The sequence below is a fragment of the Rhizobium sp. NXC14 genome (genome assembly GCF_002117485.1).
Classification (GTDB): domain Bacteria; phylum Pseudomonadota; class Alphaproteobacteria; order Rhizobiales; family Rhizobiaceae; genus Rhizobium.
Genome location: NZ_CP021030.1, coordinates 1,691,140 through 1,716,993 on the forward strand (window position 1 = coordinate 1,691,140; position 25,854 = coordinate 1,716,993).

24 protein-coding genes, 2 pseudogenes and 1 riboswitch are annotated in these 25,854 nt (G+C 59.7%); of the genes and pseudogenes, 19 read left to right on the forward strand and 7 right to left on the reverse strand.

From position 1 onward, the window contains the following. Positions 1 to 13: 13 nt before the first annotated feature. The gene (locus NXC14_RS08265; protein WP_085777753.1) at positions 14 to 337 is read right to left on the reverse strand and encodes a hypothetical protein; all 324 of its coding nucleotides are present in this window, start codon (positions 335 to 337) and stop codon (positions 14 to 16) included. A 116-nt stretch (positions 338 to 453) separates the two neighbouring features. Between NXC14_RS08265 and NXC14_RS08270 the strand changes: the two genes are divergently transcribed. Beyond that, positions 454 to 882 (forward strand): CoA-binding protein, encoded by a 429-nt coding sequence (locus NXC14_RS08270; protein WP_085777754.1) that lies wholly within the window; start codon positions 454 to 456, stop codon positions 880 to 882. A 119-nt stretch (positions 883 to 1,001) separates the two neighbouring features. Continuing rightward, positions 1,002 to 2,285 (forward strand): O-acetylhomoserine aminocarboxypropyltransferase, encoded by a 1,284-nt coding sequence (locus NXC14_RS08275; RefSeq protein ID WP_085777755.1) that lies wholly within the window; start codon positions 1,002 to 1,004, stop codon positions 2,283 to 2,285. A 261-nt stretch (positions 2,286 to 2,546) separates the two neighbouring features. On the opposite strand, the gene NXC14_RS08280 is transcribed toward NXC14_RS08275, so the two are convergent. Continuing rightward, complete coding sequence (locus NXC14_RS08280) at positions 2,547 to 2,789, reverse strand: BON domain-containing protein (RefSeq protein WP_085777756.1); 243 nt, start codon at positions 2,787 to 2,789, stop codon at positions 2,547 to 2,549. A gap of 624 nt (positions 2,790 to 3,413) precedes the next feature. On the opposite strand from NXC14_RS08280, the gene NXC14_RS08285 reads away from it, so the two are divergent. From NXC14_RS08285 to NXC14_RS08315, 7 genes are all read left to right on the forward strand, one after another. Then, on the forward strand, positions 3,414 to 3,608 hold the full coding sequence (locus NXC14_RS08285) for a hypothetical protein (RefSeq protein WP_064711990.1): 195 nt from the start codon (positions 3,414 to 3,416) through the stop codon (positions 3,606 to 3,608). Positions 3,609 to 3,710: 102 nt separating this feature from the next. Further along, the gene (locus NXC14_RS08290) at positions 3,711 to 3,935 is read left to right on the forward strand and encodes a hypothetical protein (protein WP_085777758.1); all 225 of its coding nucleotides are present in this window, start codon (positions 3,711 to 3,713) and stop codon (positions 3,933 to 3,935) included. A 416-nt stretch (positions 3,936 to 4,351) separates the two neighbouring features. After that, the gene (locus tag NXC14_RS08295) at positions 4,352 to 4,870 is read left to right on the forward strand and encodes an AAA family ATPase (protein ID WP_085777759.1); all 519 of its coding nucleotides are present in this window, start codon (positions 4,352 to 4,354) and stop codon (positions 4,868 to 4,870) included. Between the two features lie 84 nt (positions 4,871 to 4,954). After that, positions 4,955 to 5,332, forward strand: a complete 378-nt coding sequence (locus tag NXC14_RS08300) for a VOC family protein (protein WP_085777760.1) — start codon at positions 4,955 to 4,957, stop codon at positions 5,330 to 5,332. 258 nt (positions 5,333 to 5,590) lie between these two features. Continuing rightward, a complete protein-coding gene (locus NXC14_RS08305) occupies positions 5,591 to 5,902 on the forward strand; it encodes a DUF982 domain-containing protein (RefSeq protein WP_085777761.1) in 312 nt (103 codons plus the stop codon). Positions 5,903 to 6,155: 253 nt separating this feature from the next. Then, positions 6,156 to 6,509 carry a cupin domain-containing protein gene (locus NXC14_RS08310; protein ID WP_085777762.1) on the forward strand — a complete coding sequence of 118 codons (354 nt, stop codon included), beginning with the start codon at positions 6,156 to 6,158 and terminating at the stop codon, positions 6,507 to 6,509. Positions 6,510 to 6,742: 233 nt separating this feature from the next. Then, positions 6,743 to 8,869: a bifunctional diguanylate cyclase/phosphodiesterase gene (locus tag NXC14_RS08315; RefSeq protein WP_085777763.1), complete on the forward strand. Its 2,127-nt coding sequence runs from the start codon at positions 6,743 to 6,745 to the stop codon at positions 8,867 to 8,869. Positions 8,870 to 8,930: 61 nt separating this feature from the next. Here NXC14_RS08315 and NXC14_RS08320 read toward each other — a convergent pair whose 3' ends face one another. Further along, complete coding sequence (locus tag NXC14_RS08320; RefSeq protein WP_085777764.1) at positions 8,931 to 10,175, reverse strand: cytochrome P450; 1,245 nt, start codon at positions 10,173 to 10,175, stop codon at positions 8,931 to 8,933. Between the two features lie 146 nt (positions 10,176 to 10,321). Beyond that, positions 10,322 to 11,575, reverse strand: coding sequence for a GGDEF domain-containing protein (locus NXC14_RS08325; protein WP_085777765.1), 1,254 nt, complete (start codon positions 11,573 to 11,575; stop codon positions 10,322 to 10,324). Between the two features lie 396 nt (positions 11,576 to 11,971). Here NXC14_RS08325 and clpP point away from each other — a divergent pair, with 396 nt between their 5' ends. From clpP to NXC14_RS08360, 7 genes and pseudogenes are all read left to right on the forward strand, one after another. Then, on the forward strand, positions 11,972 to 12,601 hold the full coding sequence (gene clpP, locus NXC14_RS08330) for an ATP-dependent Clp endopeptidase proteolytic subunit ClpP (RefSeq protein WP_038688182.1): 630 nt from the start codon (positions 11,972 to 11,974) through the stop codon (positions 12,599 to 12,601). A gap of 302 nt (positions 12,602 to 12,903) precedes the next feature. Next, complete coding sequence (clpX, locus tag NXC14_RS08335; protein ID WP_004680013.1) at positions 12,904 to 14,181, forward strand: ATP-dependent Clp protease ATP-binding subunit ClpX; 1,278 nt, start codon at positions 12,904 to 12,906, stop codon at positions 14,179 to 14,181. Between the two features lie 401 nt (positions 14,182 to 14,582). Next, positions 14,583 to 17,000, forward strand: coding sequence for an endopeptidase La (gene lon, locus NXC14_RS08340; protein ID WP_085777766.1), 2,418 nt, complete (start codon positions 14,583 to 14,585; stop codon positions 16,998 to 17,000). A 206-nt stretch (positions 17,001 to 17,206) separates the two neighbouring features. After that, positions 17,207 to 17,482 carry a DNA-binding protein HupB gene (gene hupB, locus NXC14_RS08345; protein WP_003558438.1) on the forward strand — a complete coding sequence of 92 codons (276 nt, stop codon included), beginning with the start codon at positions 17,207 to 17,209 and terminating at the stop codon, positions 17,480 to 17,482. Positions 17,483 to 17,598: 116 nt separating this feature from the next. After that, positions 17,599 to 17,750: riboswitch (FMN riboswitch) on the forward strand. 192 nt (positions 17,751 to 17,942) lie between these two features. Further along, positions 17,943 to 18,838: pseudogene (locus NXC14_RS08350) on the forward strand (DMT family transporter). A 92-nt stretch (positions 18,839 to 18,930) separates the two neighbouring features. Further along, positions 18,931 to 20,591, forward strand: a pseudogene (locus NXC14_RS08355) (esterase-like activity of phytase family protein). Between the two features lie 178 nt (positions 20,592 to 20,769). Beyond that, complete coding sequence (locus NXC14_RS08360; RefSeq protein ID WP_085777273.1) at positions 20,770 to 21,741, forward strand: IS110 family transposase; 972 nt, start codon at positions 20,770 to 20,772, stop codon at positions 21,739 to 21,741. A gap of 231 nt (positions 21,742 to 21,972) precedes the next feature. Here NXC14_RS08360 and NXC14_RS08365 read toward each other — a convergent pair whose 3' ends face one another. Then, positions 21,973 to 22,959 (reverse strand): aldo/keto reductase, encoded by a 987-nt coding sequence (locus NXC14_RS08365; RefSeq protein WP_085777767.1) that lies wholly within the window; start codon positions 22,957 to 22,959, stop codon positions 21,973 to 21,975. A gap of 141 nt (positions 22,960 to 23,100) precedes the next feature. On the opposite strand from NXC14_RS08365, the gene NXC14_RS08370 reads away from it, so the two are divergent. Continuing rightward, the gene (locus tag NXC14_RS08370) at positions 23,101 to 23,502 is read left to right on the forward strand and encodes a cupin domain-containing protein (RefSeq protein ID WP_085777768.1); all 402 of its coding nucleotides are present in this window, start codon (positions 23,101 to 23,103) and stop codon (positions 23,500 to 23,502) included. Between the two features lie 5 nt (positions 23,503 to 23,507). Here the strand turns inward: NXC14_RS08370 and NXC14_RS08375 are convergent, their stop codons facing one another. Further along, a complete protein-coding gene (locus NXC14_RS08375; protein ID WP_085777769.1) occupies positions 23,508 to 24,113 on the reverse strand; it encodes a class I SAM-dependent methyltransferase in 606 nt (201 codons plus the stop codon). A gap of 164 nt (positions 24,114 to 24,277) precedes the next feature. On the opposite strand from NXC14_RS08375, the gene NXC14_RS08380 reads away from it, so the two are divergent. Both NXC14_RS08380 and NXC14_RS08385 read left to right on the forward strand, forming a co-directional pair. Then, the gene (locus NXC14_RS08380) at positions 24,278 to 24,640 is read left to right on the forward strand and encodes a hypothetical protein (RefSeq protein WP_085777770.1); all 363 of its coding nucleotides are present in this window, start codon (positions 24,278 to 24,280) and stop codon (positions 24,638 to 24,640) included. 126 nt (positions 24,641 to 24,766) lie between these two features. Further along, positions 24,767 to 25,315 (forward strand): glutathione peroxidase, encoded by a 549-nt coding sequence (locus NXC14_RS08385; protein WP_085777771.1) that lies wholly within the window; start codon positions 24,767 to 24,769, stop codon positions 25,313 to 25,315. Between the two features lie 24 nt (positions 25,316 to 25,339). Here the strand turns inward: NXC14_RS08385 and NXC14_RS33940 are convergent, their stop codons facing one another. Further along, positions 25,340 to 25,552, reverse strand: coding sequence for a hypothetical protein (locus NXC14_RS33940; RefSeq protein ID WP_085777772.1), 213 nt, complete (start codon positions 25,550 to 25,552; stop codon positions 25,340 to 25,342). Between the last annotated feature and the right edge of the window lie 302 nt (positions 25,553 to 25,854).

A 25,854-nucleotide genomic window follows, 5' to 3' on the forward strand; every position in this document is an offset into this window, starting at 1 on the left:
GGCGGCGGGGAGGTCAGAGCTGATGATGCGGAACGAAGAGCATCCCGTCAAGGTTGTCTAGGCTTTGGCAGTTCAGAACCGGGCAGCGTGGATCGTCCTTTGTCGGGATATGGGTCCATTCCGCATAATCGGTCGCGTCACAATAATTGCTGTTGCGCACGTAGCGATCATAAAGCGGCAGCCCGCGGGGAGATTGGTAGCGGAAGATCACGGCGCCCTGATTGTGGATGGCAGCCCGCACGCCGGCGCAGCTCATGGTGAGCGGATTGTAGCGCGAGATCGCTGCTGCCGGTGATGCGGCGAGCACAAGCATGAGGGCAAGAGCAATTTTTCTCATTGAATCATCCTCAGAGCCATTCAACTCTTATATACGCAAACACGTGCAGCCGGTTCTGCCGAAATGCAAAAAAATGTCGGCAGGCTCACAGGCGCTGCCGGAATGGAGAAACGGAAATGGATCACGACGCCTACACGGATGATTATCTCGCCGGAATCCTGCAGTCGGTAAAGACCATCGCGCTGACCGGTGCCTCGCCCAATCCGGCCCGGCCGAGCAACGGCGTCATGGGCTATCTGCTGTCGCGCGGCTATGAGGTCATACCGGTCAATCCGGGGCAGGCGGGCAAACAGATACAGGGCCGCACCGTCTACGCCCGTCTTGCCGACGTTCCGGTGCCGATCGATATGATTGATGTCTTTCGCGCCGCCGAATATCTCGATGGGGTCGTTGAGGAGGCGTTGGCGCTGAGGCCGTTGCCGAAGGTGATCTGGGCTCAGCTTGGCGTCCGCAACGATGCCGCGGCGGCAAAGGCGGAGGCTGCCGGCATTAAAGTGGTGATGAACCGCTGCCCGGCGATCGAATATCCTCGTCTCATTGCCTGATGGGGGCTGCCCTGAGACGGATTTTCCACCGAACGCCCAAGGGTTGAAACGGATCGCGGTTAACTTTCGTCGGCGACAAGCTATGATCCTGCCCCGTGAGCAACAATTCGGAGGGCGACATGGCCAAGAACGATCCTGGATTCAACACCTTGGCGGTCCACGCAGGCGCACAGCCCGATCCGGCTACCGGCGCACGGGTGACGCCGATCTACCAGACGACCGCTTTCGTCTTCAACGATTCCGATCATGCCGCCGCCCTCTTCGGCCTACAGGCCTTCGGCAATATCTACACCCGCATCATGAACCCGACGCAGGCCGTGCTCGAGGAACGCGTCGCCGCGCTCGAGGGCGGTACGGCGGCCCTTGCCGTCGCCTCCGGCCACGCGGCGCAGATGATCGTCTTCCACACCATCATGCGCCCGGGCGAAAATTTCATCGCCGCCCGCAAGCTCTATGGCGGCTCGATCAATCAGTTCGGCCATGCTTTCGAGAATTTCGGCTGGCAGGTGCGATGGGCCGATTCCGCCGATCCGGCGAGCTTCGAAAGCCAGATCGACGACAAGACCCGCGGCATCTTTATCGAAAGCCTTGCCAATCCGGGCGGCACCTTCGTCGATATCGCCGCCATTGCCGACGTCGCGCATCGCCACGGCCTGCCGCTGATCGTCGACAACACGATGGCAACACCCTATCTCATCCGTCCGATCGAGCACGGCGCCGATATCGTCGTGCACTCGCTGACCAAATTTCTCGGCGGCCACGGCAATTCCATGGGCGGCCTTATCGTCGACGGCGGTACCTTCGACTGGTCGAAGTCAGGCAATTACCCGATGCTGTCGAGCCCGCGGCCGGAATATAACGGCATGGTTCTACACGCGACTTTCGGCAATTTCGCCTTCGCGATCGCTGCCCGCGTGCTCGGCCTGCGCGACCTCGGCCCAGCGATTTCGCCCTTCAATGCCTTCCTGATCCTCACCGGCATCGAAACATTGCCGCTCAGGATGCAGCGCCACAGCGACAATGCCATCGCCGTCGCCCGGTGGCTGAAGGCGCACAGCAAGATCGCCTGGGTGAATTATGCCGGCCTCGAAGACGATCCGAACCATGCCATGCAGCAGCGTTATTCGCCGAAGGGCGCAGGCTCTGTCTTCACCTTCGGCGTCCGGGGCGGTTATGAGGCTGGTAAGACGCTGGTCGAAGGAGTTGAGCTCTTCTCCCATCTTGCGAATATCGGCGACACCCGCTCGCTCGTCATTCATCCGGCCTCGACGACGCACCGGCAACTGAGCGACGAGCAGAAGATCGCCGCCGGTGCCGGACCCGACGTGGTGCGGCTTTCCATCGGCATTGAAGACGTCAACGACATCATCGCCGATCTAGAGCAGGCGCTCTCGAAGATCTGATTGTCCTGGCTGCCGTGGCCTCGCTTTTGCGCGTCAGTCGACATCGCCGACAACCTGGAATAGCTGGCGCAGGGGGGTGGCCGATCTGCTGCGCGATGTGAGACCAATCGCCCTCAGGGCAGCAGCCCGCAACTACTCGTTTCCTCCAACAAGGCCTGGTCAATCGGTTTGATTGTGGTCACAAACGCATTCAAGTATGCCTTGCCGAACGACAAGGGCGGAAGCGTTGAGATTACGCCAAAGTTCCCGCTTGGTGACGCGTTACCCGTTTATCTCCTCCCGGTCCTGCATCCTATCACGCACGTTCTCCGGGCCCGCGATCAAAGCGGCGATCGCCGTCGCCTTCTCCCGATCACCGTAGCCGGCCACATAGCCCTCCAACAGGACGTTTCTGCCGACCATGCTTACAGAGATGGACGAGCTTTCCAGCTCTGGTTCCGCTGACACCGCGGCCTGCACGCTCGCAAGCTGATCGTTGGCTAGGCTTTCAGGCTCAAAGCTCATGGCAGTCCTCCTTCGTGATACGAAGGAAACAGCGAACTGGTAATTTGGTTCGCGATAGGGACTTAGGTCCGAGAAGCCATGCCGGAAGGCGTACCGCCATCATGAAGGTAGGTCCCGACAGCTTCTGGAAGGCAGCGCAGGAGCGGAACATCGCCTCTTTTTGCCGGTTAGCCCCGCAAACATTGGCGCTAGCCATGGTTCGTACTGGGTCTTCGACCTGCCCAATAACGGCCCTGTCGCTTACGTCGGTCCCACCAGCCGGCCTCGACGACAGGTTGGATGAACGTACATCATCTATAACTTCGCACCTGCGGTAATTGTCATACGATTTAAAGCGCTAAATAAATACAAAAATCAGTTGCTTACTTGAAAGTTCTCGACTACGTTTTTTAGCGAGAAGTTCCGAAATATCGGCGCTTGTCGGCGCTGCTCAGCGATCGTTTGACCTCGCTTGAGGGAGGATCATGACTTTGTTTGTCCGTCTTCGTTTCTTCGCGGTGGTGCAGCGAATGCGTGATCTCGTCTCGATCCGATACTGACCTACGACGGCAGTCTGACGCGTCGTAAACCCTTTGTTCCACTTTTCTAAGATGGTGCTCCCGTGTGGCGCGCCCGAGGTTTGTTATGCAAAAGCAAGCTGTCGTATTCAATGGTCAGGAAGTCGGGATCGCGGTCCCCGTGGAAAACCGCCTCAAATTCATCGCTGTCCGCTTCAATGTCATCGACTTGGACAACAGGCTCTTCGACACGGTTACTGAAATCCGGCGCGCCATTACACAGCATCTGGCCTCCAGCGGTCGTGCGATCATCTCGCACTGAATGGCAGGAGATATTCTTCAACGTCACGGCACAAATGGGATTGCAGGCTCACTTGTAAAGCCCTGCAAAGCTGCCGCGTTTCAACTTGTGAGGAGATGAGGAATGTTGATCACGAGCGTCCAAGAAACAGAATGGGCCGTGCTCTCGCTGTCCGTTCAATCTTGGTTTAGGCACTACAAGGCCAAACCGGACGACAAGACATCGGAAATGATCTGCAGCGCGGCAATCGACCTTTTCAATCGCGGCCATCGCACCCAGGAGGAACTCACCAGTATATTAATCGCGCGGTTCCCCCTGATCGCGCCTGCGCCCGCAGCCCTCCATTAATCGCTCCGAGGCATGGGAACATCGCGAATCTCAGCGCACTCGAAATCCGATACGAGGCCAGTAACAAAGTCTAATAGGCGATAGATGGTGCCTCTCTGATTGGCGGAGTTAGGTCACGCGACTTGTTCGTATTTCGGCGGGTCGCCTCACTTCTTGACCGAGGGCCTCCAGCGCCTGCTCACGTGACGATGGTGCTGCGGTAGCCCCAGAGTTCGCGCAATAGCCTCGCGACCGAAGACGCCGGCGCGCTCGATGAGCGATCTAAGGCGTTTCGCCTTTGAAGTGCCGTGCCCGTTGAAGAGGCGGCCCTCGCTCGCCTTCGCGGCGGACGTCGCAATGTCGGCCCGACGACCTTTGGAATACGACCGACGCTGCCTTGCTGATAGCTTTTGCTGACTGCGGTGGATGGAGCAATCATGCCTCTCGTCATTCTCACTGGCGCATCGGGGGCCGGAAAAACGACAATCGCCGAAGCTATTGAGCGACTTCATGGGCAAGAGATCGACGTCTTTTACCAGGACCGCATCGGGGTTCCGCCCGTCGAGGAGATGGTTGGTCAATTCGGCTCCGTCGAAGGATGGCAGAGAGCGGCCACTTTCGCCTGGATGGCGCGACTGTCGCCGCTCCTGGCAGAAGGGCGCACCTTCCTATTCGAGGGCCAGTCGCGTTTTTCCTTTCTGGCCGAAGCGGCCGCACGTGCCGGGATCGGTTCGCATTCCTGTATCTTGATCGATTGCGACGACGAGACCCGAGCCAGGCGCCTTTCGATTGATCGAGGCCAGCCTGAGTTGGCAAATCCGGATATGATAAACTGGGCCGCCTTCCTACGGCATGAAGCAGCGGCATACGGCTGCGAAATTCTCGACACATCGAACCTGTCGCTGGAACAGGGAGTGAAACGAGTCCTTTGCGAATTGCGGCGGCAGCCTGTTTGATCCGGACCAGGCAGTTGAAGTTTGACCGTTCCAGTGCGGCGTTCATCTGCTTGTTCTGCTAAAAGCATAGAGAGGGAGGCCCAGTTGCACCTGACTTTGGAGTTGTTTGTCCAAACGCCTCAGACATCGATTGATTTCTACCAGCGAGTCCTGGGCTTTGAAGTCGAGGGCTCGGCGAGCACGGAATATACAACGCTGAGAAACGGCGACGCCGTTATCGCGATTAATTCGCGAAGCGTCTTTTCGAGCGATCATCCGCTACGCGGCGAAATTGGCGACAGGGTCGGCCTCGGCGTCGAGATCGTCTTGAAGGTCACTGATGTCGAGGATGCCTATCGCAAGGCGGAAGAGAGCGGCTGGCCGCTTTCCGCCCTCGCCATGCAGCCTTGGGGACTGCGCGATTTTCGCCTTGTCGACCCCGACGGCTATTATGTCAGAGTGACCAGCACCCAAAGGAACTGACTGGATCATCATGACGGCTATGGGCTTCGTGCCAAACGCTGAGCGCTGCGCTTCGGTGGCGACCAATTGCAAATCGGTCGGAACAATGCTGCCGAGCCTCAGGGCGCTCGGATAGGAGGTCCTTGAGCCCTTTTCTTTAGTTCCCGCTACTTCACGGTGAAGCGGTTTTATTGCTCAGTTTTCAATTCCAAATTTCAGAAAACAAGCGTATGTTGCGCGGTTAGGATTGCGGTAACCATGCCTTGAGGGTCGGGGACGATGTGCTGGAATACATCAGGGGCATTCACGCCGGTCGCGCTTGCTTTGCGCGGTCCGGCAACACGCAAGATTGTCCGGACGCTCGGCGATGCGGCACATCTCCTGATCAACGATTGGCCCTCTGATGACGGCGAGGAATACGTCGCTGCCGTAAAAGCCTGTGTCGATGCAATTACCGGCAAAATCAGCCCGGAACGATTCCGCGAGTCGCTTCTGCTTGCAGCCGATGAGGCGGGTATCGTTGCTCTGACAATTGTCCCCGTCGGAGTGACAGAGCGGCGACCGGACCTGCGCTCGGCCGCGCCAAGATAGCCCCTCTTTCAAGCGGCTCCTACCAGGTAGCATTGTGTCAAATACGACCGCTGCCAAGGCTGGCAAAATTCTCACAACTGAAAGCACTGCCGTCAATCCTAACCGCCATCTTCACAAATGTCGCTCAAGGTGATGGGAAAAGGGCTCAGTTCCCAAGGCGGTAAATGCCCTGTGCGACGAGAGACAAATTGCAAAGATTTCGAACATTCGCGCGCAGACGTTTGCCGCGAAAGACACTGGCGGCGGAGGGTTTATGATGGTTGCGGCGAATTTCATCACCTTCAACATCAATGGCGTCGAACCCGAGTTCGGCGCCCCGGAGGCCGCTCGGATCGTCTCCGGCGATCCGCTATTTCGCACCTGGAATCTGGAGGAGACCGACGGCGGTCTTTATTCCGGAATCTGGGAGGCAACACCCGGCAAATGGCGGATCGTCTACGAAGAGTGGGAATATTTCAGCCTGCTGTCAGGCCATTCGATCGTGATGGAGGACGGCGGTGAGCCGGTGCATCTGAAGCCGGGCGACCGGATGATCTTGAGGCCGGGCTTCAAGGGAACCTGGGAAGTGGTTGAAACGACTCGCAAGGACTATGTAATCAAGGTCTGAACAGCGGCTCAGAGCCGACTCTCACGTTGGCGGGCCTGTCCCGCTTTGCTGCGATTATGACCCGTTTCTCCTGCAATAACCGCTTCCCCTCCGCCGATAAAAGGCATTTGATGTTGCCTATTAATCGAACCTAAATCGTCAAGTGCTAGACCTTATCTGCAGCGCATTGCGGACATGATGTCTCCTGCCGTCACTATAGACATGGCCTTGAAATTCATCTTTTCGGGATTGGCATGTCGTCGAATCTTGCGGGTAGGCACGTTCGGACCCAAACGTCTTCCATCATTGCGACCACCGTTTTCTTCCTTGTCGTCGCGCTCGTTCTGACCGGCCTCATGGCCCACGTCGTGGCCTCGATGACCCGATCGGCGAACGAAATCGACGATGCCAGGGCCAGTCGCGCCTCACGCGCAGCGATCGCAGCCTTTGTCAGCCGCCTGAGCGCGACGACAACCGACAACGCCGTATGGGATGATGCCTATAAGGCGATCGCAACTCCCGGAGCCGCGGATTGGGCTTATGAGAACTGGGGAAAGACCAGCGAGGATTACCCGCTCTATGACGGTGCCATCGTGACCGGTCCCGATCGCTCGTCGATCGTCTCCGCCTATGCCAAAGGCGAGCCCTTCCAGCCAAGCGCCTTTTTCGGCGAAGCTTTCTACCGGCAGATCAATACGGCCATCGATTTCCCACAGGCGCCGGTAGTCAATTTCATTAAGACGGAAACCGGAATCGCTGTCATCGCATCACAGCCAATCCAGCCTTTCGAGAAAGAAGGCGAGCTTCCGAAGCTCAGCGTGCTGAGCTTTTACAAAGAGTTCAACTCGGACGTCCTCAGTACGCTGTCAAACGAACACGAACTCGAGGGCTTGCGCCTTGCCGCCGCGCCCGAGCCGGGTCTGCTGAACACACCGATTACGGATATGAAGGGTGGCGTCATCGGCCATCTCGTCTGGCCGAGCAAAGCGCCGGGAAGCGCCGTGTTCCGACAGGTCTACCCTTTCGTTGCAGCCGCCATCATCATCCTCGTGCTATTCCTGGCCGGCGTTCTGCTGGTGGGCGCAGCCGAAGCGCGGCGTCTGCGTCAACTGGCGCAGGCAGCGATTTTCGAAGCAAATCACGATAGTCTGAGCGGCCTGCTGAACAGGCATGGGCTTCTCGCCCTGCTGGAAGACCTGGAGGGTTCGGATAGTGCGCCGCCCCGCCTCTATCTGGTCGACCTTGATGGGTTCAAGGCCGTCAATGATGCCTGGGGTCATGCGGTGGGGGACGACCTTATCCGGATCGTTTCGAACGCGCTGATCGCCTGTCATCCCGAAGTCGTTGCTGCGGCCCGGTTGGGAGGCGACGAATTCGCTCTGGTCCAGGCCGGCACTGCTCCGCGTCAGGAGATAGAAGAAACCATTCTGGCGCTGTTTGTCGAACCCTTCAAAATCGACGGACGAACGATCGAAGTTGGTGCGAGTATCGGAGCTGCTGCGCGTGATGCAGGCATTGAGCCGCTGGAGCTTTTGCGCAGGGCTGATATGGCCCTCTACCGCGCCAAGGAAAATGGCAAAGGCCGGGCGATCGAATATGACCCCGAGCTGGATCGGGAGCGCGAAAGGATCGCTGAACTGGAAGCTCTGTTGAAGAATGCGCTCAGCAATGGCGCGATCGAAGCCGTATTCCAACCTCTCGTTTCTGCGACGACGGGCGCGGTGACCGGTCTTGAAGCGCTGGCCCGCTGGCGCACTGCGACAGGAAATATCAGTCCGGAAATTTTCATTCCGCTTGCCGAAAGATGCGGCCTCATCGATGCGCTCGGCAGTCATATGCTGAAAACATCGATCGAGCACGCCAGAAATTGGCCAGGTATGGCCCTGTCCGTCAACGTCTCGCCGGTTCAGCTCTGCAATCCGGAATTTGCCGCCGACGTGATCTCCCTCCTACAGGAACTCGATTTCGATCCGAGGCGGCTGACGTTGGAAATCACCGAAGGCGTCCTCATGACCAATCCGGATCAGGCGCGTCGGTCGATAGATCACCTCAAGCAAGTCGGTATCAAATTCGCGCTAGACGACTTCGGCTGCGGCTATGCAAGCATCGGCGCATTGCGGCAGTTCGGCTTTGATCGGATGAAGATCGACCGCTCGTTAGTCTCCGCTCTTGACCAGGCCTCGAATGGCGCCGATGTTCTCAAGGCGACCATCTCTTTGGCGACCGCTCTGCAGATTCCCGTTACGGCGGAGGGCATCGAGAATAGCCGTCAGGCGGCGATCTTGCGGGAGGCCGGCTGTGACCAACTGCAAGGCTATTTGATCGGAAAACCGATGTCGGCGCTCGACATATCCAGCAAGCTTCAAGAACAGGCAGCGTAATGCCGCGAGATCGCGGCAGCAGGCTGGGCGGAACTTCGGCCGATCTGGGATACTGTGCCGATCACCACCGGAGATCCAGGCGGTCGAGCCCGTGGAAATGATAGACGTCCTTGACGACGGGCGTCTTTGCCAGCCTGAGGCCGGGAAGCCGTTCGAACAGGATCGGTACCACGACGTTGAGTTCCAGCCGCGCCAATGGCGCGCCGATGCAGAAATGGATGCCGGCGCCGAAGGAGAGGTTTGGAGCCTCGTTGCGATCAGGCCGGAAGGCGAGGGGATCGGTGAATTTCGCCGGGTCAAGATTGGCGGCGGCGAGGATGAGGCTTACCTTTTCGCCGCGCTTGAACGAAACGCCGTCGATCTCCGCGGGCTCGAGCGCCCAGCGCTGGAAGATGTGGACGGGCGCGCAGATGCGCAGGGTCTCCTCGATGGTGCGCTCCGTCGCCGCATCGTCCCGGAAGAGTTCTGCCGGATCTCGACCGCTGTTGAGGATGGTGTGCACGGAGTTGCCGATCTGGTGCACGGTCGCTTCATGGCCGGCATTGAGCAACACGATCGTCGTTGAAATGAGTTCTTCTTCAGTGAGATACTGGCCCTTGTGCTCCGTGCGGATCATGTGGGTCAGCAGGTCATCGCGAGGCTCTGCCCGGCGTTCGGCGATTACCCCTCTGACATAGTCGGAAAATTCTCTGGCCGCCCGTTCGGCCTCTTCTTCTTGCTGGCGTGTGCGGCCGAACATGTACATGCGCACATAGGCATGCGACCAGGCGAGCAACTGCGGCCCCATCTCCTCGGGGATGCCGATCATGCGGGCAATCATAGTCACCGGGATGATGTCGGCAAAAGCCGAGAGCAGCTCGACTTCGCGCTTCTCCGCAAAGCCGTCGATCAGCCGATTGGCAAGCGCGACAAGCTCCGGCTTCATCTTCTCGACATGGCGTGAGACGAAGGCGCGGTTGACGAGCGTGCGCAGACGCGTGTGCTCCGGCGGTTCCAGCTCGAGCAGGGAGTAACGTTCCGAGAGATCGAAACTTTCAAGATGCGGCATCGGCTCGGCGAGGCCCAGCTCCTCCCGGCTGGCGATATGGAGGATCTGCCGGCCGAAGCGGCGGTCGCGCAACAGTCCGTTCACATGGTCGTAGCCGGTGAAGAACCACTGTTTCTGCTCCTCCCAATAAAAGGTCGGGCAGTGGGCGTGAAGAGCCGCATAGACGGCGTTCGGATTGCCATAGAAGGCCGGGTTGCGAGCATCCAGCGAGACATGGCGGCTGGCGCGATCGATCGAGAGAAAGGGCGGTATGGTCATGCGTTGAGGCTTAACGGATTTGTCCGGCCTGTAAAAGATGCGGGAGAGAAAGGCCGGCGGAAGCCGGGCACGCCCGATCAGACGCGCTGACCATATCGAGAATTTTTGTCTAAGCCTGGGGATTGAATCTGTTTTCAGACTTGCGGCTAACCGGCCCGTGACAGCGTGCCCATGCGTCGCAGCGCCTCGACCTGGTCGTCGACCGTGGGCACGAGTTCGCCGGCGGTGGTGCTCGGCGTGGCTGGCGCTGGAGCCGCCGCTTCCTCTTCGCCGAAGGTGACCGTGCAATTGCGGCCGGCGGCCTTGGCCGCATAGAGAGCCCGGTCGGCGGCTGAGATCAGTTTGTCGATATTGGCTTCGATCGAGGAGGCGAGCGCGATGCCGATGCTCACCGTGACCGGAACGATTGCTTCGCCAGTGCTGACGGGAAGGCGGCAGAATTCGGTACGGATCGCTTCGGCGATCGCCTCGGCTTCCGTCTGATCCGCGACAGCTGCGAAGGCGGCGAATTCTTCCCCGCCCATGCGGCCGAAGATGTTGTTTGGAATATATTGCCGGGCCATGCGCGCGAAGGCGGTGAGCACCGCGTCGCCGGATTGATGGCCGAAACGGTCGTTGACGCGCTTGAAATGATCGAGGTCGAAAAGGATCACCGCGACCTGCCGCTGCTCGCTATGGGCTCTCTCCTGAATTGACTCGAAATAACCGAGCAGGCCACGGCGGTTGAGCACGCCGGTCAGGGAATCGGTCAGCGTCATGGCGCGCAGATGCCGTTCGGAGCGCTCCATCACCAGTCGACAGGTAAGCGCGAAGGCGATGGTGAGCAGGAAGGCGCTTGCCATGGCCGAGACGCCGCCGAGATTAGTTGCCTCGATATCGCTCGGCAGCGTAACCGCCATCGTCAGCGCCGAGCCGAAACACAGGCAGCCCTGGATGACGAACACTCCCATAAGCTTAGTGCGGGTGCGCTCACGGCGGATGTCGCCGGCGGCGACCGCCATGGCCAATGCCGTGGCGCCCGTCGCCGAAGCGAGGTTATAGAGCACGACGCGGTTGGAATAATCAGTGTTGACCCAGGGCAGAAAGACCCCGGCCAGCCAGATTGCCGGCGGCAGCAGAGCCCACCATTCGATCTTCTTGCGGTCGAGTGCGAGAAAACCCGCCACCCAGGCGCTCTGGCCGAGCAGCGCGATGGCATTGCCCACCTCAATGCAAAACAGGCTGGGGATTTCGCTGCGCAGCGAGATCATCGCAAAGCCTATGGCGGTCAGAAAGAAGCCCAGGCCCCAATAGAGATAGGCTTCATTTCTGACATTGTGGCGCCAAGCGACGAAGAGCACCAGAGCGAGCGTCATGGCCTCCGAACACCAGATGGCGAGACCTGTAGCGATATTGAACACGGCAGCAACCCCTTGCCCGTCGACCTTGTCTGTTGGCCCGCATCCTTGCGGAGGAAGCTCGCCACTTCCTTAATGTCGTTGCACTGCGGCACGATTTTCGGCCGGTATCTGGCGATAGGCTTTCCGTTGGGTAAACGTGCTTGAGCGCTGTCGAATGGAGTAACCTTTTCTTCATTCTGTCATGGAGAAAAGCGAGGGGAGACGACATCGAGGGCTCGCCGCCGACAGGCGTTTGCGAGAAAGAGGCTTTCGGCGCCCAAGCCCTGGGGCCTTGCCCCGTCTTCTTAACGTTATCCCAATGCGTGTCTTGAAGAGGAGGGCAGGGACACTCTATGTAGGGATAAGACATTTTCTTTGATTCCCGGCGTGCCGGCATGACGTTGACAAAGGACGCACATGAGAAACCCAGTTGATACCGCAATGGCCCTCGTGCCCATGGTCGTCGAACAGACCAACCGCGGTGAACGCTCCTACGACATCTATTCCCGTCTGTTGAAGGAACGCATCATCTTCCTGACCGGCGCCGTCGAGGATCACATGGCGACGCTCGTCTGCGCCCAGCTTCTCTTCCTCGAGGCGGAAAACCCGAAGAAGGAAATCGCTCTCTACATCAATTCTCCCGGTGGCGTCGTCACCGCGGGCATGGCGATCTACGACACGATGCAGTTTATCAAACCGGCAGTTTCGACGCTCTGCATCGGCCAGGCCGCGTCCATGGGTTCGCTGCTGCTGGCGGCCGGCCATAAAGACATGCGCTTCGCCACGCCGAATTCCCGCATCATGGTTCACCAGCCCTCGGGCGGCTTCCAGGGCCAGGCCTCGGACATCGAGCGCCACGCCCGCGACATCCTAAAGATGAAGCGCCGGCTGAACGAGGTCTATGTCAAGCACACCGGCCGCAGCTACGAGGAAGTTGAAAAGACGCTCGATCGTGACCATTTCATGGATGCGGACGAGGCCCAGGGCTGGGGCGTCATCGACAAGGTTCTGACATCACGCCTCGAGATGGAAGGCGAGCAGGCCTAGTAATTAATTGGGATGGTGTTTTCCTCGCCACAGTTCTATCTCATTTGTGATCGAACAAGGCTTTCAACTGGCGACGAAGACGCTAATAGTAACTATTAATGCTATGTTGAATTTTTATGACATAGCATTCGGCATTCGAAGGGGAATTCGTTGCCGCCGGGACCCTGACATGGTTGATTGGGACCGGTTTGTAGCCCCTGAAGCCCTTCTCGGCAAAGGCTCCGGAAACGGAGTGCCGCCAGGAGCTGATAGAGTGGACCGCGATTTCGCCTTGAAATGCGGCGTGCTGGAAGGAAAGTGATATGAGCAAGGTCAGCGGCAGCAACGGCGGCGACTCCAAGAACACCCTCTATTGTTCGTTCTGCGGAAAGAGCCAGCACGAAGTCCGGAAACTGATTGCCGGACCGACCGTCTTCATCTGCGATGAATGCGTCGAATTGTGCATGGACATTATCCGCGAGGAGAACAAGTCCTCGATGGTCAAGTCCCGCGACGGCGTCCCGACGCCTCAGGACATCATCAAGGTCCTCGACGAATACGTCATCGGCCAGCGGCAGGCGAAGAAGATCCTGTCGGTCGCCGTTCACAACCATTACAAGCGCCTGGCGCACGCCTCCAAGAACGGCGAAGTCGAGCTGGCGAAGTCCAACATCATGCTCGTCGGACCCACAGGCTGCGGCAAGACCTATCTGGCCCAGACGCTCGCCCGCATCATCGACGTTCCCTTCACCATGGCGGATGCGACGACGCTGACGGAAGCGGGCTATGTCGGCGAGGATGTCGAAAACATCATTCTGAAGCTCCTGCAGGCGGCCGACTACAATGTCGAACGCGCGCAGCGCGGCATCGTCTACATCGACGAAGTCGACAAGATTTCGCGCAAGTCCGACAATCCGTCGATCACCCGCGACGTCTCGGGCGAGGGCGTGCAGCAGGCGCTCTTGAAGATCATGGAAGGCACGGTCGCTTCCGTTCCGCCGCAGGGCGGCCGCAAGCACCCGCAGCAGGAATTCCTGCAGGTCGACACGACGAACATCCTGTTCATCTGCGGCGGCGCCTTCGCCGGCCTCGACAAGATCATCTCCGCCCGCGGCGAGAAGACTTCGATCGGCTTCGGCGCGACTGTGAAAGCTCAGGACGACCGCCGCGTCGGCGAAGTCCTGCGCGAACTGGAGCCGGAAGATCTGGTCAAGTTCGGCCTCATTCCCGAGTTCATCGGCCGTCTGCCGGTTTTGGCGACGCTCGAGGATCTCGACGAGGACGCGCTGATCCAGATCCTATCCGAGCCGAAGAACGCGCTGATCAAGCAGTATCAGCGGCTGTTCGAGATGGAAGATGTGGAACTCACCTTCCACGAGGATGCATTGCGCGAAATCGCCCGCAAGGCGATCGTGCGCAAGACCGGCGCCCGCGGCCTTCGTTCGATCATGGAGAAGATCCTGCTCGACACGATGTTCGAACTGCCGACGCTGGAAGGCGTGCGCGAGGTGGTCATCTCGGAGGAGGTGGTGCGCGGCTCGGCTCGTCCGCTCTACATCTATGCCGATCGTCAGGAAGAAAAAGCCAACGCTTCCGCGTAATCTTATGGTTCGCACCGTTATTTTAAGGGGCTTGCCATAGGCGAGCCCCTTTCTATTTGAAAAACCATGCGAGGCGCTGTTAGTATTTTGCCGGTGGGAACTGGAGCTTGCCTTTGCCGATGTTGCGCAAGGGGCGATGCTTGGCAATGATGCAGTGATTCCGTGAGTGTATTGCTGGCGTTGTATATAGCCGGGTCGGAAGTGGTAAGCGCCGGTCCAGCCACGCGTTTCATAGTGCTGGTGTTCCGTTGTAACGAAGCTGTCATATCCGGGGAACGCGGGCGTTAGCGTGGCTTGAAAAGCATAGTAAGAACCTCCACTTGTAGGCCAAGTGAGAGTGCCGGCTGATCCCAAGCGGCCGTGCAAAGAGCCCGGCAACGGGACGATGGAAAGGATAAAAAATGACGAAGAAAACGTCTGTAGCGAGCAGCACTGCCTACCCTGTTCTGCCTTTGCGTGACATCGTGGTTTTCCCGCATATGATCGTGCCGCTGTTTGTCGGACGGGAAAAGTCGATCCGTGCGCTCGAGGAGGTCATGGGCTCGGACAAGCAGATCATGTTGGTGACGCAGATCAACGCCAGCGACGATGATCCGGACCCTTCGGCGATCCACAATGTCGGCACCGTGGCAAACGTGCTGCAGCTGCTGAAGCTGCCTGATGGCACCGTCAAGGTTCTGGTCGAAGGCCGCGCCCGCGCCGAGATCGACACTTATACGAGCCGTGAGGATTTCTATGAGGCGCTCGGCCATGTGCTCGAGGAGCCCCATGACGATCCGGTCGAACTGGAAGCCTTGTCGCGCTCGGTCGTTTCCGAATTCGAAAGCTATGTGAAGCTGAACAAAAAGATTTCGCCGGAAGTGGTCGGTGCCGCCAGCCAGATCGACGACTATTCCAAGCTCGCCGATACGGTCGCCTCGCATCTGTCGATCAAGATCACCGAGAAGCAGGAGATGCTGGAGACGACGAGCGTCAAGCAGCGTCTCGAAAAGGCTCTCGGCTTCATGGAAGGCGAGATCTCGGTGCTGCAGGTCGAAAAGCGCATCCGCTCGCGCGTCAAGCGCCAGATGGAGAAGACCCAGCGCGAATATTATCTCAACGAGCAGATGAAGGCGATCCAGAAGGAGCTCGGTGACGGCGAGGAAGGCCGTGACGAGATGAGCGAACTGGAAGAGCGCATCTCCAAGACCAAGCTGTCCAAGGAGGCCCGTGAAAAGGCCGAGGCGGAGCTGAAGAAGCTGCGCCAGATGAGCCCGATGTCGGCGGAGGCCACGGTCGTGCGCAATTATCTGGATTGGCTGCTCGGCATTCCGTGGGGCAAGAAGTCGAAGATCAAGGCCGACCTCAACAATGCCGAGAAGATCCTCGAGGCCGATCACTTCGGTCTGGACAAGGTCAAGGAACGCATTGTCGAATATCTCGCCGTGCAGGCTCGCGCCACCAAGATCAAGGGCCCGATCCTCTGCCTCGTCGGCCCTCCGGGCGTCGGCAAGACCTCGCTCGCCCAGTCGATCGCCAAGGCGACCGGCCGTGAGTATGTCCGCATGGCGCTCGGCGGCGTTCGCGACGAAGCCGAAATCCGCGGTCACCGCCGCACCTATATCGGCTCGATGCCCGGCAAGGTCATCCAGTCGATGAAGAAGGCGAAGAAGTCCAACCCGCTCTTCCTGCTCGACGAAATCGACAAGATGGGCATGGATTTCCGTGGCGATCCGTCTTCGGCCCTGCTCGAAGTGCTCGATCCGGCGCAGAACTCGACCTTCATGGACCACTATCTGGAAGTCGAATACGACCTGTCGGATGTGATGTTCATCACGACCGCGAATACGCTGAACATCCCTGCACCGCTTATGGACCGCATGGAGATCATCCGTATCGCCGGCTACACCGAAGATGAAAAGCGCGAGATCGCCAAGCGGCACCTGCTGCCGAAGGCTATCAAGGAACATGCGTTGCAGCCGGAAGAATTCTCGGTCAGCGACGATGCCCTGATGGCGATCAGCCAGCAGTACACCCGCGAAGCCGGTGTCCGCAGTTTCGAACGCGAATTGATGAAGCTCGCCCGCAAGGCGGTCACCGAGATCATCAAGGGCAAGACGAAGTCCGTTCACGTGACGGCCGCCAACATCGCCGACTATCTCGGCGTCCCGCGCTTCCGCCATGGCGAAGCTGAGGGCGAGGATCAGGTCGGCGTCGTGACCGGCCTTGCCTGGACGGAAGTCGGCGGCGAGCTGCTGACCATCGAAGGCGTGATGATGCCGGGCAAGGGCCGCATGACGGTTACCGGCAATCTGAAGGACGTCATGAAGGAATCGATCTCGGCGGCGGCTTCCTACGTCCGCTCGCGCGCTGTCGATTTCGGCATCGAACCGCCGATGTTCGAAAAGAACGACATCCACGTGCACGTGCCGGAAGGTGCGACGCCGAAGGATGGCCCGTCGGCCGGTGTCGCCATGGCAACCGCCATCGTTTCGATCATGACCGGCATCCCGGTCAACAAGCATGTGGCGATGACCGGTGAAATCACCCTTCGCGGCCGGGTGCTGCCGATCGGCGGTCTCAAGGAAAAGCTGCTTGCGGCGCTTCGCGGCGGCATCAAGAAAGTGCTGATTCCGGAAGAAAACGCCAAGGACCTGGCGGAGATTCCGGATAACGTGAAGAACAGCATGGAGATCATCCCGGTCTCGCGGATGGGCGAGGTGATCAAGCATGCGCTGATCCGTCGGCCGGAGCCGATCGAGTGGGATGGCACGGTGGAAACGCCCGTCATCACGTCGGTCGAAGGCCTCGACGATACGGGCGCAACGATCGCGCATTGAGTGGCGTTTGCCACATTTATGCCCGATTGAAGCAAAAGACGCAAAAAGGCTGGCGGAAACGCCAGCCTTTTTTGTGAAAACGTCATGGAGACGCTTGCTTTTCCTTGATTTGCAGGGCTTTTGGGTTCCCGGCGGGCCTGATGAAACCTATTCTGCGCCTAGCTTACATTTGAGTCGTTTCATACCATTTAGAAAGGGGTGGAAACATGAACAAGAATGAACTCGTGTCCGCAGTGGCCGAAAAGGCAGGACTGACGAAGTCTGACGCGGCTTCCGCTGTTGACGCGGTTTTCGACGTTGTCCAGGCCGAACTCAAGAACAAGGGCGATATCCGCCTCGCTGGTTTCGGCAGCTTCACCGTTTCTCATCGCGCTGCAACGAAGGGCCGCAACCCGTCGACCGGCGCTGAAGTCGATATTCCAGCCCGCAACGTGCCGAAGTTCACGCCCGGCAAGGGCCTGAAGGACGCCGTCAACGGCTGATTCATCATCCGCCGGCCGTAAACGAGAACGGCTGAGCAGGTTTTCGAGGGGTTCGGCGCTGCCGGACCCCTTTTGTTTTGCCGCTTGCCGTATGCAGCGCTTTGTCTTACCAACAATGCTGTTCTCAGGGCGGGGTGAAAGTCCCCACCGGCGGTAAGGGCTGTGGCCCGAGCCCGCGAGCGCCTTCTCAAGCTTCGGCCGGGGAAGGGTCAGCAGATCCGGTGCGATTCCGGAGCCGACGGTATAGTCCGGAAGAAAGAGAATGAGCATGGCCGTGAGCGGGCAGGGGACTGCCGGCCCCTGCGCGCCGTCGCCTCATGCGTCCTGATTTATGTTGGTCGCCTGCATAATTCCTTAAATCGGAATCGATTTAAGGATGAATTATGCAGCAATTAAAAGCGCTACAGCGTCCTTTGCGCGTCTGGAAAGACGCGCGGCGCTGTAGTTCTGGATGGAAGACATGAATCAGATTTCCCTTACAATGCCGCGTTCTCGCGCCTTTTGCCGGCGCTGCTTTCATGGTGCTTGGAGGCGTGGCCTTCTCGCTGCTCAACGTCTTCACCCAGTGGCTAACCATGAAACTCGCCTTTCCGCCAGCCTCCGCAGCCTTCTGGCAATATGCCTTTGCCTTCCTCTTCTCCTTGCCCTTCCTGCGTAAGCCTTGCGGCGATGCGTACCGACTATCCCCGGCGGCACGTCGTGCGCGTCCTCTTTGCCGCGCCTGGTGTCGAGGCCTGGGTTTCCGGTCTTGCCTCAGTGCCGATCTGGCAGGCGATCGCGCTGGTCATGACCTCACCCTTCTTCATCATTCTCGGTGCCCGCCTGTTCCTCGGTGAGCGCGTCGGCCCGGCCCGCTGGGCAGCGACCGGTGTCGGCTTTGCCGGCGTGATGATCATCCTCCAGCCATGGTCTGATAGTTTCACCTGCGCAGCGCTCCTGCCGGTGCTCTCGGCACTGCTCTGGGGTGCCTCCTCGCTCATCACCAAGGGCCTGACCGGTATCGAGAGGCCAGAGACCATCACCGTCTGGCTGTGTGTGCTGCTGACGCCGATCAACGGCGGTCTGGCACTTGCGGCGGGCTTCGCCGTACCGACAGGCACGACACTCGCGCTCTTCCTTGTGGCGGGCCTCCTGACGGTCGTGGCGCAATATCTGCTGACCCTAGCCTATGCCAGTGCTGACGCCGCCTATGTCCAGCCATTCGATGATCTGAAGCTGCCGCTGAACGTGCTCGCCGGCTGGCTGTTTTTCGGTTATGCGCCGGCCGGTTATCTCTGGCTGGGCGCCGCGCTCATTCTTTCAGCGTCGCTCTTCATCATGCAAAACGAGATGCGCCGGGAAAGGCAGCCGGCCTGACGCCGACCTCTGAAAACTCGCGGACTGTCATGTCTCTGTCATGGCAGTCCCGCAAAACCCCTCTGTTCGATCTTTCGACATTGGGGGATTTCATGACAATTTTATCGCGCAAGGCAGCGCTCGCTGCCGTGCTTCTCGCATCCGTTGCCGTCCCGGCCGCGGCCGAGCCGGTTTTCAACCGCATCGCCTCCTTCCCGGTCGCCCAGAACCTGCCTGCTGACAAGGACAAGCTGTCGCCGACATCCGCGGAAATCATCACGTCATCATCGACGCCAACACGGCTCAGGTGAAGACCCACTTTACCGCCGGCAGCGTCGATCTCTCCGGCATCGACACGAAGCGCGACGGCGCCCTGAAATTCTCGAGCGAATCGAAGGGCGTGCTGCGCGAGCCGGACGCCGTGAAGTGGCTGGACGACAACCGCCTCGTCGTCGCCAATGAAGGCGACTATCAGGGCGGCTCGCGCGGCTTCACCATCTTCGACAAGACGGGCAAGGTCCTCTACGAATCGGGCGCATCCTTCGAACGCGCCGTCGCCCATATCGGCCATTATCCGGAAAGCCGTTCGGGATCGAAGGGCGTCGAGCCGGAAGGTCTCGAAGCCGCCAAGTTCGGCGATGACCAGTATTTCTTCCTGCTTGCCGAGCGCGCCTCGGTCGTCGGCGTCTATAAGGATACCGGCGCCGACCCCGAACTCGTGCAGCTTCTGCCGTCGGGCATTTCGCCGGAAGGCGGGGTCGCTATCCCCCAGCGTAATCTCTTTGCGACCGCAAATGAACTCGATCTCGGCAAGGACGGCGGAGTGCGCTCGCACGTGATGATCTACGAGCGCTCGGAAGGCGAAAAAGCTTATCCACAGATCGTCTCCGCCGAGAAGGACGGCAATCCGATCGGTTTCGCAGCGCTTTCGGGTCTCGCCGCCGTTCCCGGAAAACCGGGCATGCTCTACGCCGTCAGCGACAGCGTTCTGGGCTCGCAGCCGACGATCTACACGATCGACGCCAGCAAGAAACCGGCCGTGATCACCGACGCCCTCGTCGTCAAGCGCGACGGTGGTCCGGCCCAGAAGCTCGATATCGAAGGCATTGCGGTCGCAGCCGACGGCTCCTTCTGGCTCGCCTCGGAGGGAAACAGCGAGCGCCTCGTCCCGCATGCGCTCTACAACGTCAATGCCAAGGGCGACATCAAGGCCGAGATTGCTCTGCCTAGGGAACTCGCCGCCAACGAAATTCGCTACGGCTTCGAGGGTGTCACCATTGTCGGCACCGGCGACGATGCCACGCTCTGGATGGCCGTCCAGCGCGAGTGGGGTGACGACGAGAAGGGCTTCGTCAAGCTCGTCTCCTACAATCCGAAGAAAAAGGAATGGGGCGCCGTGCGCTATCCCCTCGACAAGACGGAAAGCGGCTGGGTCGGCCTGTCTGAGATCTCCGCCCACGGCGACAACGTTTACATCATCGAGCGCGACAACCTCGTCGGCGACGCCGCCAGGCTGAAGAAGCTTTACAAGGTGGCGATCTCGGAACTGAAGCCCGCCAAGCTCGGCACCGAACTGCCGGTCGTGAAGAAGACCGAAGCACACGACTTCCTCGACGAACTCAAGGCCGTGACGAACGGCTATGTGCTCGACAAGCTCGAAGGCTTCACCTTCGACGCCTCCGGCAAGCCTTACGCTGTCACCGATAATGACGGTGTGAGCGACTCTTCCGGCGAGACCTTGTTCTTTCCGGTCGAACTGAGTGCCACGAACTGAAAGCTGCCCCTTGCATGTTCAATTCGCGCTGATTGATGATCGGTGCGCACTCCGGCGGATGGCCATCCGCCGGAGTGCGGACGGCCGGGACCGCAGGCCCCTTGGCTTGAACCGGGGATGAGATTGGTCCGGCCGTCCTCGCGTTTGTCCTGAACAGATGATGGGGAGCAAGTCCCGCATGCAAGGCAAGGTTTCGTTCCAAGAAGACGCGATGCCGGTAGTTTATGCCGGTGTGGACGTGAGTAAAGAGTGGCTTGATGTTCATCTGCATCCGCTGGGCGAAAGCCGGCGGTTTAGCAATGACAAGACCGGCATCGACCAGCTGAAACGGCTGCTGGCCAGGCATCGGCCCAAAAGCATCGTGATGGAGGCAACCGGTAAGTTCCATCGCCCCGCCCATCACTCGCTTTGGCTCGATGGCTTTGCCGTCGCCGTGGTCGATCCGTTGCGCGCGCGCATGTTTGCCCGCGCCTGCGGCTATCTCGCCAAGACCGATCGGCTAGATGCCCGTTTCCTGGCGCTCTTGGCCGAGAGCCTGCGCCCGCCGGCCGACACGCCGCCAAGTCCTCACATCGAGGCCTTGCAGGAGCTGGTCAATGCACGATCGGCAGCCAAATGCGACATCACCGCCCTGCAGAATCGCAGCAAGGCTGCCACCACTGCCTTTCTGCGCGGCGAACTCAACCGCCTTGTGCGACGGCTGGAACAGCATGTCGAACGTCTCGACAAAGAGATCGAACGATGTGTCGGCGAGGATCCGCAGCTCTGCCGCAAGGCCGAGATCCTCACCTCCATTCCCGGCATCGGCCGCGTCACGGCCCTGGCCTTGATGGCCGGCATGGACGAGTTGGGGACATGTTCGGGCAAACAGGCCGCCATGCTGGCAGGGCTTGCCCCAATCGCGAACGACAGCGGTGCACGAACCGGACGTCGTTCCATCCGCGCCGGCAGGCCCGCACCCCGGCGCGCGCTCTACATGGCCGCCTTGTCGGCATGTCGCTACAATCCCGCGCTTGCTCGTTTCGCAGACACGCTCAAAGCCACAGGAAAACCAGCCAAGGTCATCCTTGTCGCCATCATGCGAAAGCTGCTCGTGCTGGCAAACTGCCTTCTATCTCAGAACCGTCTCTGGACACCAAATCCGCCTTGACAGCCAACACAGATTCTCATCCTAACCCTCTCCCCGTTAAAACGGGGCGAGGGGACGTGCCAAGCGCAACGTCGAGGTGAAGGAAGCACGTGCGGCATATCCCTTCGCCCCGCTCGCGGGGGTCCGGAGGACGGGTCGAAACCGGTGCCGCGACCCCGGTCGATGGCGGCAGCCGGTGAGGGGCCGCTCTCGGCTCGCTGCAGCCTTCAATAAAAGCGACTCGCTCCAGCCTTACCAGCGCTGATGCACATGCGGCGCGATCAGCCGATTGTATATCTCGCGCGTCGCCACTATCACATCGGGCGAGAGCGGCGCGAGATCGGCTGCGGCCGCATTGGCTCTCGCCTGTTCGGCATTGCGGGCGCCGGGGATGACGACAGTAACGGCTTCAGCCATCAGGATCCAACGCAGCGCGAAGGCGGCCATAGTGACGCCGGCCGGCACCAGCTTGCGCACTTCCTCAACCGCCTGCAGCCCGACCTCGAAAGGTACGCCGGCAAAGGTCTCGCCGACATCGAAAGCTTCGCCGTGGCGGTTGAAATTGCGATGGTCGTCGCTGGCAAACTGCGTCTCGCGGCTGATCTTGCCGGAGAGAAGACCACTTGCCAGCGGCACGCGCGCGATGATCGCCACATTCCTGCGACATGCTTCCTCGAAGAACAGATGGTCGGGGCGCTGACGGAAAAGGTTGTAGATGATCTGGACGCTGACGACGCCGGGATATTCGATCGCTTTCAGCCCGTCCTCGACTTTTTCGACGCTAACGCCATAACCCTTGATCTTTCCAGCCTTCTGCAGCGCGTCGAGGCCCTCGAAGACCTCAGGCAGGTAAAGCACCTCGCGCGGCGGGCAGTGCAACTGCACGAGATCGAGGCTGTCGACCGCGAGGTTTTTGAGGCTGCGGTCGATGAAGCCTTGGAGATTGGCCTTGGTATAGCCTTCCGCGACATGTGGGTTGAGGCGGCGGCCTGCCTTGGTTGCGACCATCGGGCGCTCGCCGCCGCGCGTCCTCAGGACATCGGCAATGATCTTTTCCGAGCGGCCGTCGCCGTAAACATCCGCCGTGTCGACGAACGTCATACCGGCATCGAGCGCGGCGTTCAGCGCCGCCCGCCCATCCGCCTCGCTGATATCGCCCCAGGAGCCGCCGATCTGCCAGGCGCCGAAGCCGACATTGGTAACGGTGAACGGCATGCGGCCAAACGCATGGTGTTTCATGAACATCTCCCTAGGTTATGAACGCTTTGGCCTATCAGGCGGGCAACTGCGCGGCAATTGCCGATCTGGTCTTGATCGGTCGCCTCGATCAAATATCGTCGCACCGTAAAGCTTCAACAGCATGGATGGAAAGGAACGATCATGGAGATCAAGCCCGCTGGCTCCAGCCCCTCGATGAAGCCGCCGGCCGACTATTTTACCGGCGCCGTTCGGCAGGATCCGCTGATCGAGCCGCCGACGCCGGCAAGGGTGAAGGCAACCTCCGTCACTTTCGAACCCGGAGCCCGCACCGCCTGGCACACGCATCCGCTCGGCCAGACGCTGATCGTCACCTCAGGCAAGGGCCTTGCCCAGAGCTGGGGCGGGGAGATTCGCGAGATTCGCGCCGGCGACACCGTCTGGTTTGCGCCGGGCGAAAAACACTGGCACGGCGCCGGCCCGGAGACGGCCATGACGCATATTGCCATTCACGAGGCATTGGACGGCAGCCATGTCGACTGGATGGAAAAGGTCAGCGACGAACAATATTCCGGCAAGGCGTGAACTGATCAAAGGCGCTTCAGGCAATAGGAAAAATGCGCGTGTGATTCGACCGTCAGGAATTCGAATTGCCAGCCATAATCCTTGCAGAATTTCGTAACCGCCTCGACGACACCGTAGACGATCGGTTTGACGGTGTTGCCGGTGCAGAAATCATGGCCGGCAATGCGTCCTGTGCGCTTCACCTTCCTCTCGCAGAGCAGGAGCTCCTGCCAGGTGAGCTCGAAAGAATGATCGGTGTCGATATAGGCCCAGTCGAGGAAGTCATCCTCGAATTCGGCGAGCTTGTCGAGCGATGTGCCTTGCATCAGGTGCAGCCGGCCAGCCTCGATCTCGGCCGCGAAATTCGTGTGAATCGCGTCGAGCCCGGAGCTGTAGCGATCCATCGACCAGGGATCGATGAGATAAAGCTGGGCCGGGCGATTCTTTTCCAGGATCTCCGCCGTATACTCGCCGAAGGCCGCTCCCACCTCGACGCCGATGCCGCCATTCGGGATCCGGTAGAGCAGTTCGCCCCGATCCGGCAGCAGCCGGGCGTTTTCTATATGATGGGCGCTGAGCGGGGTGCGCGGCATGCTCGCCCGCAGCGCCTGCCTTTCTTCACGTGTCTTCATCTTTGATCTCGGGATTGGGGCCGGCTGACGGCCCTTGTGCGGTTCGAGGGGAACGTAGGAGCAGCCGAGGCGGATGACAACGGCATGACAAGAATTTGCTTCTTGCGGACAAAAGGTTAAGTTTCGCCTGTGAATGACGAAAGAGCCCTGGGAGGAGCGACTTCATGAGACGGATGTGGCCCGAAGAGTTCAATGCCATCATTGCCCATGCCGAAGAAGTGATGCTGGAATCATCCGCAGAAGCAGGCGCCGGCGAGCCGCTGCACCGGAAAGCGCTGAAGGCACGCATCGCCATGGAAGATTACGAGCGAATCTGGCCGCTCGCCGAGATGCGCTTCCGCTTGGGCGAAGGACCGTTCGCCGGCAAGGCCATCACGCTCATCACCACCAACCCTCATTATCATCCCTGGCATCCAAAGGATGGTGGCAGCGTCGAATCCGTCTCGGACAGCGGCCGCCACTACAAGACGGATTATCTCGTCGTCCATTTCCTACTCGATGACGTACGGGAAACCTCGCCCGCCTGACGGGCTCCCCCGGTGTCGCCAAACGGCGACGCCGGGGATGCTGACGTCGAGTTGATCTTCACCCTGATGACAATAGCGGCGATATCGCTAAGCTCCCGGAACGATCCGTGCCAATTGGAGGTTCCCATGACGGGCAATGTGCTGGATATTCCGGTCAAGACGGTGGATGGTCGACAGACTACGCTGAACGAATACAAGGGCAGGGTACTTCTGATCGTCAACGTCGCGTCGAAATGCGGGCTGACGCCGCAATATGAGGGGCTTGAAAGACTCTATGGCGAAAAGCGCGAGCGCGGCTTCGTCATCGCCGCTTTCCCCGCCAACGACTTCAAGGGCCAGGAACCCGGCACGGACGCCGAGATCCTCGATTTCTGCACCACCACCTACGACGTCACCTTCCCGATCTTTTCTAAGATCTCGGTCAAGGGCGAGGCCCAGCACCCGCTCTACCGGCAGCTGACCAAATCGGGCGTGAAGACGACGGGCGAGGGTCCGATGCGCGAACGCCTGAATGCCCACGGCATATCAGGCGGCGACGAGGATGACATTCTCTGGAATTTCGAAAAATTCCTGATCGGCCGCGACGGCAAAGTCGCCGCCCGCTTCGCGCCCGATGTGACGGCAGATGATTCGCGGCTGGTTTCGGCGGTGGATCAGGAGTTGGCGAAGGGATGATTTGCCGGCAGCCGAGCAGGATCTTCAGATCCCGAGGACGGTCACAAGCGGAGGCGTAAAGTCCTTGAAGCCCAGTATCGGCTGGTCGCACCTTCTGTCAAACTTCGTCTTCGGTACGTGGCGCTGGCATTTCGGATTCGTCTTGAAGGCGTATCCGGGCAGGCTGACATAGATGGAGCTTGGCGTGCAAAGGGCAATCGCAATGCACAGCGTCAATGCGGAGCATAGAGTTCTCATGGTACCCCCCGGCGCCGTAAGCCTTCAAGCGCGGAGACTTCCGGGCGACGAATAGTCTCATTTTTGCCCGCCCTCATCCATTCGCCTAATAGGAGGTGCGCGGAGGCTGGAGTAGTCCGTTTTGGTGGAACCTGGCTTCCCAGACGGCGCCGCATTTGACCTGCCGGACAGCTATGCTGTGCCGGAATGTCTTGCCGAATGTCGGGTCGCGTTCATGTGAGATGGCTTCTGCATAGGCAGATAGCTGCATTGAGCCAATCAGGGGCAGATCACTGCGGCTACATTACTCTTCGAAACTCAAG

Coding starts and splice junctions, on each gene's coding strand:
- NXC14_RS08290 (WP_085777758.1), top strand. CDS start 3,711: ATGTTGATCACGAGCGTCCAAGAAACAGAATGGGCCGTGCTCTCGCTG.
- NXC14_RS08380 (WP_085777770.1), top strand. CDS start 24,278: ATGAGACGGATGTGGCCCGAAGAGTTCAATGCCATCATTGCCCATGCC.
- NXC14_RS08370 (WP_085777768.1), top strand. CDS start 23,101: ATGGAGATCAAGCCCGCTGGCTCCAGCCCCTCGATGAAGCCGCCGGCC.
- NXC14_RS08315 (WP_085777763.1), top strand. CDS start 6,743: ATGTCGTCGAATCTTGCGGGTAGGCACGTTCGGACCCAAACGTCTTCC.
- NXC14_RS08365 (WP_085777767.1), bottom strand. CDS start 22,959: ATGAAACACCATGCGTTTGGCCGCATGCCGTTCACCGTTACCAATGTC.
- NXC14_RS08275 (WP_085777755.1), top strand. CDS start 1,002: ATGGCCAAGAACGATCCTGGATTCAACACCTTGGCGGTCCACGCAGGC.
- NXC14_RS08310 (WP_085777762.1), top strand. CDS start 6,156: ATGATGGTTGCGGCGAATTTCATCACCTTCAACATCAATGGCGTCGAA.
- NXC14_RS08320 (WP_085777764.1), bottom strand. CDS start 10,175: ATGACCATACCGCCCTTTCTCTCGATCGATCGCGCCAGCCGCCATGTC.
- NXC14_RS08295 (WP_085777759.1), top strand. CDS start 4,352: ATGCCTCTCGTCATTCTCACTGGCGCATCGGGGGCCGGAAAAACGACA.
- lon (WP_085777766.1), top strand. CDS start 14,583: ATGACGAAGAAAACGTCTGTAGCGAGCAGCACTGCCTACCCTGTTCTG.
- NXC14_RS08285 (WP_064711990.1), top strand. CDS start 3,414: ATGCAAAAGCAAGCTGTCGTATTCAATGGTCAGGAAGTCGGGATCGCG.
- NXC14_RS33940 (WP_085777772.1), bottom strand. CDS start 25,552: ATGAGAACTCTATGCTCCGCATTGACGCTGTGCATTGCGATTGCCCTT.
- NXC14_RS08305 (WP_085777761.1), top strand. CDS start 5,591: ATGTGCTGGAATACATCAGGGGCATTCACGCCGGTCGCGCTTGCTTTG.
- clpX (WP_004680013.1), top strand. CDS start 12,904: ATGAGCAAGGTCAGCGGCAGCAACGGCGGCGACTCCAAGAACACCCTC.
- NXC14_RS08270 (WP_085777754.1), top strand. CDS start 454: ATGGATCACGACGCCTACACGGATGATTATCTCGCCGGAATCCTGCAG.
- NXC14_RS08375 (WP_085777769.1), bottom strand. CDS start 24,113: ATGAAGACACGTGAAGAAAGGCAGGCGCTGCGGGCGAGCATGCCGCGC.
- NXC14_RS08360 (WP_085777273.1), top strand. CDS start 20,770: ATGCAAGGCAAGGTTTCGTTCCAAGAAGACGCGATGCCGGTAGTTTAT.
- NXC14_RS08280 (WP_085777756.1), bottom strand. CDS start 2,789: ATGAGCTTTGAGCCTGAAAGCCTAGCCAACGATCAGCTTGCGAGCGTG.
- NXC14_RS08385 (WP_085777771.1), top strand. CDS start 24,767: ATGACGGGCAATGTGCTGGATATTCCGGTCAAGACGGTGGATGGTCGA.
- NXC14_RS08265 (WP_085777753.1), bottom strand. CDS start 337: ATGAGAAAAATTGCTCTTGCCCTCATGCTTGTGCTCGCCGCATCACCG.
- clpP (WP_038688182.1), top strand. CDS start 11,972: ATGAGAAACCCAGTTGATACCGCAATGGCCCTCGTGCCCATGGTCGTC.
- hupB (WP_003558438.1), top strand. CDS start 17,207: ATGAACAAGAATGAACTCGTGTCCGCAGTGGCCGAAAAGGCAGGACTG.